The organism is Mesorhizobium caraganae (assembly GCF_016836705.1).
Lineage (GTDB): Bacteria > Pseudomonadota > Alphaproteobacteria > Rhizobiales > Rhizobiaceae > Mesorhizobium > Mesorhizobium caraganae.
Genome location: NZ_JAFCGY010000001.1, coordinates 1,559,714 through 1,573,086 on the forward strand (window position 1 = coordinate 1,559,714; position 13,373 = coordinate 1,573,086).

General features: G+C 63.0%; 13 protein-coding genes and 1 tRNA gene. 8 read left to right on the forward strand and 6 right to left on the reverse strand.

Annotation, left to right across the window (positions count from 1 at the left end):
* Positions 1-51: 51 nt before the first annotated feature.
* Together JQK88_RS07555 and JQK88_RS07560 are read right to left on the reverse strand one after the other, a co-directional pair.
* A complete protein-coding gene (locus JQK88_RS07555; protein ID WP_112565503.1) occupies positions 52-711 on the reverse strand; it encodes a response regulator transcription factor in 660 nt (219 codons plus the stop codon).
* 101 nt (positions 712-812) lie between these two features.
* Positions 813-1,247: a hypothetical protein gene (locus JQK88_RS07560; RefSeq protein ID WP_192258879.1), complete on the reverse strand. Its 435-nt coding sequence runs from the start codon at positions 1,245-1,247 to the stop codon at positions 813-815.
* 106 nt (positions 1,248-1,353) lie between these two features.
* Here JQK88_RS07560 and JQK88_RS07565 point away from each other — a divergent pair, with 106 nt between their 5' ends.
* Together JQK88_RS07565 and JQK88_RS07570 are read left to right on the forward strand one after the other, a co-directional pair.
* Positions 1,354-1,704, forward strand: coding sequence for a DUF952 domain-containing protein (locus JQK88_RS07565; protein WP_192258878.1), 351 nt, complete (start codon positions 1,354-1,356; stop codon positions 1,702-1,704).
* Positions 1,701-2,777: a quinone-dependent dihydroorotate dehydrogenase gene (locus tag JQK88_RS07570; RefSeq protein ID WP_192258877.1), complete on the forward strand. Its 1,077-nt coding sequence runs from the start codon at positions 1,701-1,703 to the stop codon at positions 2,775-2,777. The genes JQK88_RS07565 and JQK88_RS07570 overlap by 4 nt, the downstream gene beginning before the upstream one ends.
* On the opposite strand, the gene JQK88_RS07575 is transcribed toward JQK88_RS07570, so the two are convergent.
* Positions 2,774-4,111 carry an MATE family efflux transporter gene (locus JQK88_RS07575; protein ID WP_246749746.1) on the reverse strand — a complete coding sequence of 446 codons (1,338 nt, stop codon included), beginning with the start codon at positions 4,109-4,111 and terminating at the stop codon, positions 2,774-2,776. The genes JQK88_RS07570 and JQK88_RS07575 overlap by 4 nt on opposite strands.
* 133 nt (positions 4,112-4,244) lie before the next feature.
* On the opposite strand from JQK88_RS07575, the gene JQK88_RS07580 reads away from it, so the two are divergent.
* Positions 4,245-5,147: a histone deacetylase family protein gene (locus JQK88_RS07580; protein ID WP_203277914.1), complete on the forward strand. Its 903-nt coding sequence runs from the start codon at positions 4,245-4,247 to the stop codon at positions 5,145-5,147.
* Positions 5,148-5,157: 10 nt separating this feature from the next.
* Here the strand turns inward: JQK88_RS07580 and JQK88_RS07585 are convergent, their stop codons facing one another.
* Entirely contained in the window at positions 5,158-5,421 is a 264-nt protein-coding gene (locus tag JQK88_RS07585) for a DUF6460 domain-containing protein (RefSeq protein WP_181056239.1), read from the reverse strand.
* 299 nt (positions 5,422-5,720) lie between these two features.
* Between JQK88_RS07585 and JQK88_RS07590 the strand changes: the two genes are divergently transcribed.
* Positions 5,721-5,794 (forward strand) — tRNA-Gly (locus JQK88_RS07590).
* A gap of 66 nt (positions 5,795-5,860) precedes the next feature.
* Here JQK88_RS07590 and JQK88_RS07595 read toward each other — a convergent pair.
* Positions 5,861-6,319, reverse strand: a complete 459-nt coding sequence (locus JQK88_RS07595) for a hypothetical protein (protein ID WP_192258874.1) — start codon at positions 6,317-6,319, stop codon at positions 5,861-5,863.
* A 281-nt stretch (positions 6,320-6,600) separates the two neighbouring features.
* Positions 6,601-7,590, reverse strand: coding sequence for a LysR family transcriptional regulator (locus JQK88_RS07600; RefSeq protein ID WP_203277915.1), 990 nt, complete (start codon positions 7,588-7,590; stop codon positions 6,601-6,603).
* Between the two features lie 296 nt (positions 7,591-7,886).
* Between JQK88_RS07600 and chvE the strand changes: the two genes are divergently transcribed.
* The 4 genes from chvE (at position 7,887) to araD1 (ending at position 13,093) form a co-directional block, all read left to right on the forward strand.
* Positions 7,887-8,957, forward strand: coding sequence for a multiple monosaccharide ABC transporter substrate-binding protein (gene chvE, locus JQK88_RS07605; protein ID WP_192258872.1), 1,071 nt, complete (start codon positions 7,887-7,889; stop codon positions 8,955-8,957).
* Between the two features lie 122 nt (positions 8,958-9,079).
* The gene (gene mmsA / locus JQK88_RS07610; protein ID WP_203277916.1) at positions 9,080-10,612 is read left to right on the forward strand and encodes a multiple monosaccharide ABC transporter ATP-binding protein; all 1,533 of its coding nucleotides are present in this window, start codon (positions 9,080-9,082) and stop codon (positions 10,610-10,612) included.
* Positions 10,609-11,901: a multiple monosaccharide ABC transporter permease gene (gene mmsB / locus JQK88_RS07615; RefSeq protein ID WP_112565523.1), complete on the forward strand. Its 1,293-nt coding sequence runs from the start codon at positions 10,609-10,611 to the stop codon at positions 11,899-11,901. Before mmsA ends, mmsB begins: the two co-directional genes overlap by 4 nt.
* A 196-nt stretch (positions 11,902-12,097) precedes the next feature.
* The gene (gene araD1 / locus JQK88_RS07620) at positions 12,098-13,093 is read left to right on the forward strand and encodes an AraD1 family protein (protein ID WP_203277917.1); all 996 of its coding nucleotides are present in this window, start codon (positions 12,098-12,100) and stop codon (positions 13,091-13,093) included.
* The last annotated feature ends 280 nt before the right edge of the window (positions 13,094-13,373 follow it).

A 13,373-nucleotide genomic window follows, 5' to 3' on the forward strand; every position in this document is an offset into this window, starting at 1 on the left:
CCGCCGGCGGACTGGCTGCCGGCAACCGAACAAAACTGAGCGCTCCGGCGCTCAGTTCACCGGCTGCAGCGGATCGCTGCCGATCTTGGACAGCTGGATCACCGCCTGGGTGCGGCTGTCGACGCCGAGTTTTTGCAGGATGGCCGAGACATGCGCCTTGACCGTCGCTTCTGAGACGCTGAGCTCATAGGCGATCTGCTTGTTGAGCAGGCCTTCGGCCAGCATGCCGAGCACGCGCGTCTGCTGCGGCGTCAGCGCCTGCAGCCGCTTGATCAGGTCCGATATTTCGGGGTCACGCTCGACGCCGAGATCGATGCCGACGGGCGCGGCGATATCGCCGGCCAGCACCGTCTGCACAGCGCTGCGGATCTCCTCCATGCTGGCCGATTTGGAGATGAAGCCGGAGGCGCCGAGATCGAGCGCGCGCCGGATGGTCACCGGGTCATCGTGCGCCGACACCACCACCAGCGGCACCGCCGGGTGGATGCCACGCAGCGAGATCAGGCCGGACAGGCCACTGGCGCCCGGCATCGACAGATCGAGCAACACCAGGTCGACATCCTCATTGGCCACGACCAGCGCCTTGGCGCTTTCGAAATCGCCGGCCTCATGGATGGCGGCAACATCGCCGACGCCGGCAAGCGCCTCTTTCAGCGCGCCGCGGAAAAGCGGATGATCGTCGGCGATGACGAAGGTGTAGCCCGACGGCAAATATTCCTCCCCAAATCCCGTTGTTGATTATCGGCTTTTGCGGGACCGGACGATTATGCGGCGAAGCGTTCTGTTTTCAAGCGGCAATGGCTGGATGCGGCTCAGGTCTTTTGCGAATTGAGCTTCGCGCCGTCGCCATTATCCTTGTCCATCTCCTTGACGATGCCCATGAAGCCACGCAGCATGCGCTCCATATAATTCATCGTCTTGTCGAAATCCTCCTCGCTCGGCAATTTCGATTCGAGGCGGGCGGACAGCGAGTTCTCCAGCTTGGTGACGCGTTCGTCCATGGCCTTCATCAAGGCCTGCAAACGGTCGACTTCGTCCTGGAAGGCTGCGCGCTCGTCGGCCGCCATCTTGCAGACCAGCTGGCCGGAGCGTTCCTCGCAGATCGACATGGCGCCGGTCTCGGTGTCCATGCGGACGTAGCCGTTGGCCGATTTTTCCAGCCGGTAGCGATCGGTCTCCTCGGACCAGGCCGATGCCGCGACCAGCGAGACCAGTGCGGCGGGGATCAGTATGTGCTGCAGACGCATGTTCCATCCTCCACGAGCCAGTGTACGAGAGCCTATCACAGCTTTGCGCCGTAAATGCGGAAGAGTTGCCCTTCCCCGCATGAGCCATACGGACTATAGCGCAACCATGTCTCAGATTATCTACAAGATCGCGACCGCAGCGCTTTGGCGCGAGGCCGAGGAAAACGGCCGCTTCACCGGTGCTCCGATCGACATCGCCGATGGCTTCATCCATTTCTCCACCGCAGGACAAGCCAAGGAAACAGCGGCCAAGCACTTCGCCGGCCAGACGGATCTGGTGCTGGTCGCCATTGACGGGGCGCGGCTGGATGATGCGCTGAAATACGAGGTCTCGCGCGGCGGCGCGCTGTTCCCGCATCTCTATGGCGTGCTCGAGATGAACGCCGTCCTCTGGGTGAAACCATTGCCGCTCGGCGCCGACGGTGCACATCTATTCCCGGCGCTGGAGGCCGAATGAGCGTGCTCGACCGCATCGGCCAGAAACTGCTGTTCAGCTTCGATCCGGAAACGGCGCATGGCATGTCGATCGCCGCATTGCGCTGCGGCCTGCCGGTCGGCGCGCGGGCAGTACGCGACGACAGGCTGAAGGTCAGCCTATGTGGCCTCGATTTTCCAAACCCGCTCGGCATGGCCGCGGGCTATGACAAGAACGCCGAAGTGCCCGACGCGCTGCTTGGCCTTGGCTTCGGTTTCGCCGAAGTGGGCACGGTCACGCCGCTGCCGCAGGCGGGTAACCCGAAGCCACGCATTTTCCGGCTGACTGAGGATGATGCCGTGATCAACCGGCTGGGCTTCAACAATGAGGGCCACGAGGCCGCCGAGAGGCGCCTTGCCGCGCGCAAGGGGCGCGGCGGTATTGTCGGCGTCAACATCGGCGCCAACAAGGACAGCGCCGATCGCATCGGCGACTATGAGCTGGGCGTCTCGCGCTTTGCGAAATACGCCAGCTATCTCACGGTCAATATCTCGTCGCCAAACACGCCGGGCCTGCGCACCATGCAGGCGCGCGAACAGCTCGGCGAGCTTTTGTCCCGGGTCGTGGCAGCGCGTGCGGCAGCTTCGGCAAAACCGCCGATCTTCCTCAAGATCGCACCTGATTTGGTCGAGGCCGAACTGGAGGACATCGCCGCCGAGATCAGCGAAAAACAGATCGACGGCGTCATCGTCTCCAACACGACGCTGGCGCGGACCGGATTGCGAAGCGCGGCTGTCGCCGGCGAAGCCGGTGGTCTCTCGGGAAAGCCGCTGTTCGAACGCTCAACCATCGTGCTGGCCAAGATGCGCAAGCTGCTCGGGCCGGAGCGGGCCATCATCGGCGTCGGCGGCGTCGATTCCAGTGACACCGCGCTGGAGAAAATCCGCGCCGGCGCCGATCTGGTGCAGCTCTATACCGGCATGATCTATGCCGGCCCTGCGCTGCCGGGGCGAATTCTGACCGGGATGGTGCGATTTGCCGACAAGGAGCGGCTCAAGTCGCTGCGCGAACTGCGCGATGCCGGTCTCGAACGGTGGGCTGCAAAGCCGCTCTAGAAGGCCGTGCGCACCCTTCGCGACAAAATTGTCAGCAGGCTGAAGCCGCGCACCAGCAGGAAGACGTGCAGCGCCGCCCACAGGCCGTGATTGCCCAGGGACGGCGCCAAGGTGAACAATGCGGCGCTGAAGGCCAGGAAAGAAACCAGCATCATGTTGCGCATGTCGCGCGACCAGGTCGCACCGATGAAGACGCCGTCCATCTGGAAGGCCAGCACGCCACTGAACGGCGTCAGCGCCGCCCATGGCAGATAGACATCCGCGACGTCGCGAACGTCCTGCGATGTGGTGATCAGGGCGACCAGGCCGGCGCCGCCGAGCCAGAAGATCAGCGTCGCGGTTCCCGCCAGGCCGAAACCCCAGAACAGGGTCAGGCGCACCGCCTGGCGGAACGAGGTTTCGGCGCGCGCGCCAATGGCGCGTCCCGCCAACTGTTCGGCCGCCGTGGCAAAACCGTCGAGGAAATAGCCGGCGACAAGGAAGAGGTTCATCAGCACGGCATTGGCGGCCAGCGTCAGCGTTCCGAACTGCGCGCCCTGGCGGGTGAACAGCGCGAAGGCGGCGAGCAGCGAGAACGAGCGGATCATGATATCGCGATTGAGCGACAGCATGCGCAGGAAGGCGGCCATGTCGAGCAGGCGATGCCGTGGCAGGCGCGGTGCGGCCCGGAACCGCCAGACAATGATGGCGAGGCCCAGCAGCATGGCCAGCAATTCGCCGGTGACGGTCGCCCAGGCGACGCCGGCGACGCCCCAGCCGAGCTTCAGACCGAGCAGGATGCAGAGCACGATGTTGATGCCGTTGAGCACCGCCTGCAGCATCAGCCCAAGCCCGCCCTCGCCGCGCCCCAGCACATAGCCGAGGATGGCGTAGTTGATCAGCGCGAAGGGGGCGGCGAGCATCCTGATCCTGATATAGACGCCCATCGCCTCGCTGACGCGCGGTTCGCCGCCGATGAATTTCTGGCCCGCGATGGATATCAGCGGCGCAAGGGCGACAAGCGCGATGCCGGCGGCGACCGCGATCAGCACGGCGCGCCAGAACACCGCCTGCTCCTCCAGTTCGTCGCCGGCTCCGAAAGCCTGGGCGACGAGGCCGGTCGTGCCAGAGCGCAGGAAATTGAAGGTGTTGAAGACGACGTCGAAGACCAGCGCGCCAGCCGCCAGGCCGCCGAGCAGGGCGGCGTCGCCGAACTGGCCGACCACCGCCGTATCGACGATGCCGAGCAAGGGCGTCGTCAGATAGGCGAGCGTCATCGGCACGGCGATGGCAAGCACCGACCGGTTGGTGACGGCGAAAGGTCTCGCGTCGGCTGGGGTTGCACCCGTGTCCAAGGGATAGCTGCCTTGCTGATTGCGGCTTGATCGAACAGCCGATGTGCCCCATTTTCCGGCCACCGCGCAATCACCTTTGCCGTGACGGCCAATCGAAATCTTCGGCCTGGCGCGAGCCCGCCGGATCCAGTGCATGCCCCTGCAGATCGTCCACCACCCCGATTACGACGCCGGCTTCGCGGTCAATCATCGCTTTCCGATGAGCAAATATCCGCTGCTGATGCAGGCCTTGCACGTGCGGGGTCTGATCCACGCCGAGGCGCTGTCGATGCCCGAGCCGGCGCCGGCCTCCTGGCTGAAGCTTGCCCATGCGGCCGATTATGTCGACCAGGTCATCACGTGCTCAGTGCCCGAAAAGATCGAGCGCGAGATCGGCTTTCCCGTGGGGCCACGTGTTTCGCTCAGGGCGCAACTCGCCGCCGGCGGCACGGTGCTGGCGGCGCGGCTGGCGCTTGTCAACGGCATTGCCTGCAACACCGCCGGCGGCAGCCACCATGCGCGGCGCGCGCAGGGCGCCGGCTTCTGCACCTTCAACGATGTCGCCGTCGCTTCGCTGGTGCTGCGCGCCGAAGGTGCCGCCGAAAACATCCTGATCGTCGATCTCGACGTACATCAGGGTGACGGCACCGCGAACGTCCTGAAAGACGAACCACGCGCCTTCACCTTCTCCATGCATGGCGAGCGCAATTATCCCGCGCGCAAGATCGCCTCCGATCTCGACGTCGCCTTGTCGGACGGCACCGGCGATGCCGCCTATCTCGAACGGCTGGGCGCCATCCTGCCGGAGCTCTCGGCCAAGGCGCGCTGGGACATCGTCTTCTACAATGCCGGTGTCGACGTCCATGCCGAGGACCGGCTTGGCCGGCTCTCGCTCAGCGATGATGGCTTGCGCGCCCGCGACGCGATGGTGATCGGCCATTTCCGCGCGCTGGGCATTCCGGTCTGCGGCGTCATCGGCGGCGGCTATTCAACCGACGTGGCAGCACTGGCGGCCCGCCACGCCATCCTGTTCGAGGTGGCATCGAGCTTCGCCTGAGGAACGAAAGTTACTTCCGGTAATTGGCAATCCTCAAGAAAATAAAGACCGGCACGACGATCGCGGCCCCAAGCAAGATATAGCCGAGGAAGCGGTCAATGGCGTGGAAACCCAGGTTCCACAGGTCGATGAAGAATTTCTGGACGCCATAAAAGACGTCCATCGGCGTCCAGCCGAAAGCGTTCATCACCAGGCCGACGAGGAACGATACGACCAGCAGCTTGACGATCACCCTGACGGGCGAGTCGCCGAGAAAGCGCGTCAATGCGGACAAGGGCCTGCCTCCAGATTCGGGTGCCCGGATTCGGGGTACAGGTCCACGAATACGCACTTGGCCGCCCGGCATCAAGCCGGGGCGGCTTCGCTGTCGCCCGAGCAACCGTGCAGCAGGTCCCTCCGACATATTGCGGACAGGCTGTGAGGTCAGCCGCTAGGGTTAGACCTTCTCCAAATGCCACCCTAGCTCGCGCCGCCGAAGATGCTCCGGCCGGCCGGGTTTCCAACAGCCGTTTCCGAAGAGCTGTCCAAGGGCGATTGCCCGAAGCGGGCCCATCATGATATCGAGGGGCCGACGCGGGTATGATGTAATGGTAGCTTGTCAGCTTCCCAAGCTGAACGCGCGGGTTCGATTCCCGCTACCCGCTCCAGCAAAAATCAATGATCTAGACGGAGTTTGCCGGCGCCAGCCGCAGGCCTGCGCATTGCGACCCTGTTCATGCCTGCACCCCGGCGCATATGGGAAGGTGCATTGCCACCTCATCGGCTTCCATCCGCATCAGGGTGTGCGACAGGCCGCCATGCTCGTCGATCCACTGCCGCACCCAATCGGGATATTGCGAGAGCAGGTAGTTGGCAGCGACGGCGTTCTGATGAGCGCCGACGCCGTACGGCAGATGGAAGCCGAAGGATGCACGCGGGGTAACGCAAAGCTGCTTGACGGGCAGGGACAGATAGAGCGTGCAGGCGCTGTCGCACGCCCCGTCAAAGTGCACTGGCTCGTCGGCGGCGCGCAGTTTGGCGACGTGCAAAGCGAAGGTCACGATCTGGCCACCGGGATTGCCGCTCACCGTCTCCGCGTTCGCGGGCAGCGCCGTCAGGGTGGCGGCGAAGAGCCCAATCGCCATGGTCTTCAACGTCCATCCAAGCTTTGCAAGCGGCAGTTCAGTGTGCATCCTATGGCCTCGCGTTTGTTTCGCGACGCCAACGCTAGCATCAAGATGGTTAACATTAGGCAACGCTCATCAATCTTCCGATCAGTCTGTTACACTGGCGCGAACGAGATCCCCTCCACCGGCTCCAACCTGCGGCGCAGAGCTGGGCGCGTGACCCGTTGTCCAATTTTCTTGGGGGCCGCAAAGGATCACATTGGCGGGCGACGCCAATGCCGCCATCCGTGTGGCCGCACCAGGTCCGGCTATAGTCCCGTTCCGCGCAAGGATGGAGTTCCCGGCCGTTATCCCACTTCGCGCAGGATGAAGTCGTGCAGCATTTTGGCGGCCGGCGACAGCGCGCGGTTCTTTACCGTGATCAGGCTGTAGGGGCGGACCTCGATGTCGAACTCGGTCTGGACGACGTCAATGGCGCCGGCGAGACCGTCGGGGTTCTGGATGAATTTTGCCACCTGGATCGACACCGGGGCGATGGCATCGGACTGCGCCACCATGACCAGGGTCAGCAGCAGCGAAGAGGTGTTGAGGATGCGGTCCGGCAGCGCGATGTTGCGGTTCAGGAAATTGCTTTCCATCGCCTGGCGCAGCGGCGAGCCGCCGGACTGGAAGACCCAGTCATACGCAGCCGTATCGTCCAGCCGCACGGCCTTGCCGTTGCTCAGCGGATGGCCGCGGCGCACGATCAGGCAGGCCTTCTCGACGCCGATGACGCGCGATTCGAACAGCCGCGGATTGAGGTCGTCGGGGATGCGAGCGATGATGAAATCATGGCGTGAGGCGATCAGTTCGCGCGCCAGCACGTTCGACGTCTCGACCTGCATGGTGATCTCGATGTGCGGATAGAGGCGGCGGATCTCGCGGATCGCCGGCACCGCCAGTTCGATCGCCGGCGCCGTCACCGCGCCGAGGAACACCGAGCCCCCCTTGCCCGCCTTGAGCTCTGAAATCTCGCGGTCGGCCTCGCGCATTTCGAGCAGGATCGAACGGGCGCGCCGGGCCAGCGCCTTGCCGTAAGGGGTGAGCGTGATGCCGCGCGGCAGCCTTTCGCAGAGCTTTACCTCAAGCACCGCTTCCATCTCGGAGATCATGCGCGAGGCCGCCGGCTGCGAGATATTCATCACCTGCGCCGCCGCACTCACCCGACCGTGATCGTCGAGGGCCGCGATCATGCGCATGTGGCGCAGGCTGAGCCCACTGCGCAGAAGTGTTTCGCCACCGCCCGGAAATTCATCGTAACTACCTGAAATTTCTTGAGGATTTTGCAATGCCGCCATGCTTTCACCCGCTCCCGCCAATGTCCCGACCTGCTCTAGTCATATACCGGTTTCGGTATAGCAACCACCGAAGATCGCATTTGACAGTTATGGCAAAGCGACACACCCTTCGCGCGTCCTCAAGACTTGACGGTCGATGACGAGCAAAATCGTATCGATTGAAATCAGGCGACTGAGGGCCGATTGGGAGGATACCGGAGATCGATATGACGGCGGCGGCGCTTTGGCGCATCCGCCCGACTGCGCGGCCCGCGAAGCCCCGAGGTGTCGCGTCCATCAACCAGGGAGAGTTTTACGTGAAAATCATCAAGACACTGGCCGCCGTCGCGGCCCTTGGCATCGCTGCCATGACCTACTCGGCGCACGCAGCCGACAAAGGCCTTGTCGGCGTGCTGATGCCGACCAAGACCTCGCAGCGCTGGATCAATGACGGCGACGCCGTCAAGTCCCAGCTCGAAGCTCTCGGCTACACGGTCGACCTGCAGTATGCGCAGGACGACATCCCCAACCAGCTCAGCCAGCTGGAAAACGAAATCACCAAGGGCCCGAAGGCGCTGATCATCGCCTCGATCGACGGCACCACGCTGTCGGACGCGCTGCAGAAGGCCGCTGACGCCGGCGTCGTCGTCGTCGCCTATGACCGCCTGATCAAGAAGACCGCCAATGTCGACTACTACACCACCTTCGACAATTTCGGCGTCGGCGTGATCCAGGCGAACTCGCTGGTGAAGGGCCTCAAGGAGCGCTTCCCGAACACCAAGCCGTGGAACGTCGAGCTGTTCGGCGGTTCGCCGGACGACAACAACGCCTTCTTCTTCTACAACGGCGCCATCTCCGTCCTGCAGCCGCTGATCGATGACGGTTCGATCAAGATCAAGTCCGGCCAGACCGGCATGGACAAGGTCGGCACGCTGCGTTGGCTCGCCGCCACCGCCCAGGCGCGCATGGACAACCTCCTGTCGGCCAACTACTCGGACGGCAGCCGCGTCGATGGCGTTCTGTCGCCCTATGACGGCCTGTCGCGCGGCATCACCGCCTCGCTGCGCGCTGTCGGCTATGGCACCGACGCCCAGCCCTGGCCGATCGTGACCGGCCAGGACGCCGAGACCGCCTCGGTCAAGCTGATCATCTCCGGCGAGCAGTACTCGACCGTGTTCAAGGACACCCGTGAACTGGCCAAGGCCACTGTCGAACTCGTCGACAAGGTGCTCTCGGGCGGCAAGCCGGAAGGCCTCGATGAAAAGACCTACAACAACGACGTCAAGGTCGTTCCTTCGATCCTTTTGACGCCGCATGATGTCGACAAGTCGAACTACCAGGCGCTGGTGGTCGACTCCGGCTACATCAAGGCCGACGAGCTGAAGTAAATTCGGTTGTAAAATCAGGGGTCCTGCTCAACGCAGGGCCCCTTTTCGTTCACCAGCGAGCCCGGTATTGTTGCCGACCTCGCCGGCAGTGTTTGCCGACCTCTCAAGGAGCGGTAGTACCCATGGCCTCGACGATTTTGGAGATGCGCGACATCACCAAGACGTTCCCCGGCGTGAAGGCGCTGTCGAACGTCAACCTCAGGGTCGAGGAAGGCGAGATCCATGCCGTGGTCGGCGAGAACGGCGCCGGCAAATCAACGCTGATGAAGGTTCTCTCCGGCGTTTATGCAACCGGCACCTATGACGGCGCGATCGTCTACCGTGGCGAGGAATGCCATTTCAAGGGCATTCACGACAGCGAACACAAGGGCATCGTCATCATCCACCAGGAACTTGCGCTGGTGCCGATGCTGTCGATCGCCGAAAACATTTTCCTTGGCAATGAACACGCCAAATTCGGCGTCATCGACTGGAATGCCAACGAGACGCGCACCAGCGCCCTGCTGAAGAAGGTGGGCCTCAAGGAGGACCCCAAGACGCTGATCACCAATATCGGCGTCGGCAAGCAGCAGCTGGTCGAGATCGCCAAGGCGCTGAGCAAGGAAGTCAAGCTGCTGATCCTGGACGAGCCGACGGCGAGCCTGTCCGAAAAGGACAGCCAGGCGCTGCTCGACCTGCTGCTCGAGTTCAAGCGGCAAGGCATGACCTCGATCCTGATCTCGCACAAGCTCAACGAAGTGAACCGGGTCGCCGACAAGGTCACGGTCATCCGCGACGGGCGCACCATCGAAACACTTTCCAAGAAAGACATTTCGGAAGACCGCATCATCACCTCGATGGTCGGGCGCTCGCTCGACGATCGTTACCCGCCACGTGAGCCAAAGATCGGCGAGGTTGTGCTGCAGGTGAAGAACTGGTCTGTCTATCATCCGATCCATGCCGAGCGGCAAGTGATCAAGGGCATCGATATCAAAGTCCGCAAGGGCGAGGTGGTGGGTATTGCCGGGTTGATGGGTGCCGGACGCACCGAATTCGCGATGAGCCTGTTCGGCCGCTCCTATGGCCGCCATATCACCGGTGAAGTGCTGCTCAAGGGCAAGCCTATCGATGTCTCCTCGGTCAGCAAGGCGGTTGACCATGGCATTGCCTACGTCACCGAGGACCGCAAGACCTATGGTCTCAACCTGATCGATCATATCAAGCACAACATCACGCTGGCCAACCTTGGCGGCGTGTCGCGCCACGCCGTCATCGACGATTTGCGCGAACTCGCCGTCGCCAACGACTACAAGGCCAAGACCAACATCCGCTCGTCCAGCGTCTATCAGATGACCGGCAATCTGTCGGGCGGCAACCAGCAGAAGGTGGTGCTGTCGAAATGGCTGTTCGCCAATCCGGAAGTGCTCATCCTCGATGAGCCGACGCGCGGCATCGACGTCGGTGCCAAGTACGAAATCTACACCATCATCGCCCGCCTCGCCTCCGAAGGTAAGGCGATCATCGTCATCTCGTCGGAGATGCCTGAACTGCTCGGCATCACCGACCGCATCTACGTCATGAATGAAGGGCGCATGGTTGGAGAAATGGCGGCGAGCGACGCCAGCCAGGAAAAGATCATGCGCGCCATCGTTCGGGGAGAAGGAAAGCCATCATGACCACCGAAAGCGGTCCCGCGCCGAAAAGCGGCGTCGCCGAAGATGTGCAACAGGGGCCGCGCGTTGCCGTCTCGGCGCTGATCACCAATTTGCGCGACTACGGCCTGATACTGGCGCTGATCGCCATCATGGTGTTCTTCCAGTTCACCACCTCCGGCACGCTGTTCAAGCCGGTGAACCTGAGCAACCTAGTGCAGCAGAACTCGTTCATCATCGTGATGGCGCTAGGCATGCTTCTGGTCATCGTCTCCGGCCATATCGACCTCAGCGTCGGCTCCGTCGCCGGCTTCATCGGCGCGCTGGCGGCTATGATGATGGTCATCTGGCCACTTGGACCGTTCAGCAATCCGCTGGTGGTTTCAATCGTCTGCCTGATCGTCGGCGGCCTCATCGGCGCGGCACAGGGCTACTGGATTGCCTATCACCGAATACCGAGCTTCATCGTGACGCTGGCGGGAATGCTGATCTTCCGCGGCATCTGCCAGGCGCTGCTGGGTGGCGGGTCTTCGGTGGGGCCGCTTCCAGCCGGCTTCAAGGCGCTTAGTTCAGGCTTCATCCCGGATGTCATCGGCCCCTTGACGCTGATCCCACCGACGGTAAATGCGGCCGGCAAGACCATTGTAGGTAGCGGCATGACCCTGCACATGACGACGATCGTGCTGGGCCTGGTCGCCGTGCTCGCCTATGCCTATTTCGGACTCAAGGCACGGCGTACCCGCGAAGCGCACGGCTACCAAGCCGAGCCTTTCACGCTGTTCGTCATCAAGACCCTGGTGACCAGCGCGCTGGCGCTGTTCCTGGTCTACCAATTTGCCAGCTACAGGGGCCTGCCGATCGTACTCATGGTGATGGGCGCACTGATCGCGCTGTTCGTCTTCGTCACAAAACGCATGACGATCGGCCGCCGCATCTACGCCATGGGCGGCAATGCCAAGGCGGCGCAACTGTCGGGCATCAAGACCGAGCGGCTGACCCTGATGGTGTTCGTCAACATGGGTGTGCTGTCGGCGCTTGGCGGCCTGATCATAGCGGCGCGCCTGGGACAAGCCGTGCCTGCCGCGGGCCTCGGCAGCGAGCTCGACGTCATCGCCGCGGTGTTCATCGGCGGCGCTTCGGCGATGGGCGGCGTTGGCCAGGTGATCGGCGCGGTGGTCGGCGGCTTCATCATGGGTGTGATGAACAACGGCATGTCGATCATGGGCGTCAATGTCGACTGGCAGCAGGTGGTCAAAGGCCTGGTGCTGCTCGGCGCAGTGGTCTTCGACGTATACAACAAAAACAAAGGTTAGACCGGGAGCGGAACCAGGACGGCATACGGGTCACATCGCGGCGCTGCCGGGCAGTGCAAGAAGTCCCCTGAAGGACCAGGATCGCGAGCGCAATCCGGACGAAGAGTTTTAACCCGTGGCACGGATAGGTCCGCGCCGCGCCGGTAAGGTTTGTCAAAGCGGCAACCGAGCCAAGACAATTGAGAGAGGGTTCATCATGCTGATTTCCCAGATCCTCGACGACGCCGAGACGATCCGCGTCGTTGCCCGCAATGGCGGCGGCAAGACCAGGGTCATCAACGGCGCCCGCAGCGTCTATTCGCTGGCGATGGAAGCCGCGCGCACCGGCACCGGGTTGGCCGCACTGATCGAGCGCAAGGGATACGGTGAAGCCGTCGACCTCGACGCCGTCTACAAGAAGGGCCGGCTGGTGTCGCCGATCAATCATCCCGATCCGGCGCATCTGCATCTGACCGGCACCGGGCTGACCCATCTCGGCTCGGCGGCGACGCGCGATTCCATGCACAAGAAGCTCCGCGACGGCGGCGAGGAACAACTCACCGATTCCATGAAGATGTTCCGTATGGGGCTCGAAGGCGGCAAACCGGCCAAGGGCCAGACCGGCGTGCAGCCGGAATGGTTCTACAAGGGCAACGGCACCATGGCGGTGGCGCCGGGCGCGGCGCTAATGTCGCCGGCCTTTGCGCAGGACGCCGGCGAGGAGCCGGAAATCGCCGGCATCTATGTCATCGGCGATGACGGTGCGCCGTTCCGCGTCGGCTTCACGCTGTCGAACGAGTTTTCCGACCACGTCACCGAGCGGGTGAACTATCTGTTCCTGGCGCATTCCAAGCTGCGCAATGCCTCGTTCGGGCCGGAGATCCTGATCGGCGATCTGCCGGCCGACATCAGAGGCGCTTCGCGCATCCTGCGCGACGGCAATCTTTTGTGGGAAAAGCCGTTTCTGTCGGGCGAAGCGAACATGTCGCACACGATCGCCAATCTCGAGCACCACCATTTCAAATATTCGGCCTTCCGCCAGCCCGGTGACGTGCATGTGCACATGTTCGGCACGGCGACGCTGTCCTTCGCCGACGGCATCAGGACGCAGGCCGGCGACGTCTTCGAGATCGAGGCCGGAGATTTCGGCCTGCCGCTGCGCAACCCGCTGGAGATCGAGCAGCCGGTGAAGGTGGCAGTGAAGGCGTTGTAGAGGGGGCAATCTCCCCCCTTGAGGGGGAGATGTCGCCGAAGGCGACAGAGGGGGTTGTCGCGCGTGGAGCGCCGACGCCTTCCGCGGGCACCAGACGACGTTGGCGTTCTACGCGCAGCGACCCCCTCTGGCCTGCCGGCCATCTCCCCCTCAAGGGCAGGGCTATCGCATATGAGTAAAGAGGTCATAGAAGAAGTCTTTGCTCCAGTTTGCCCTTCGCATCTTGCTGGCGATAGGTTTGTCGAGCGGATGGGCAGCCAAGATGTTTTGCGCGAGCCTT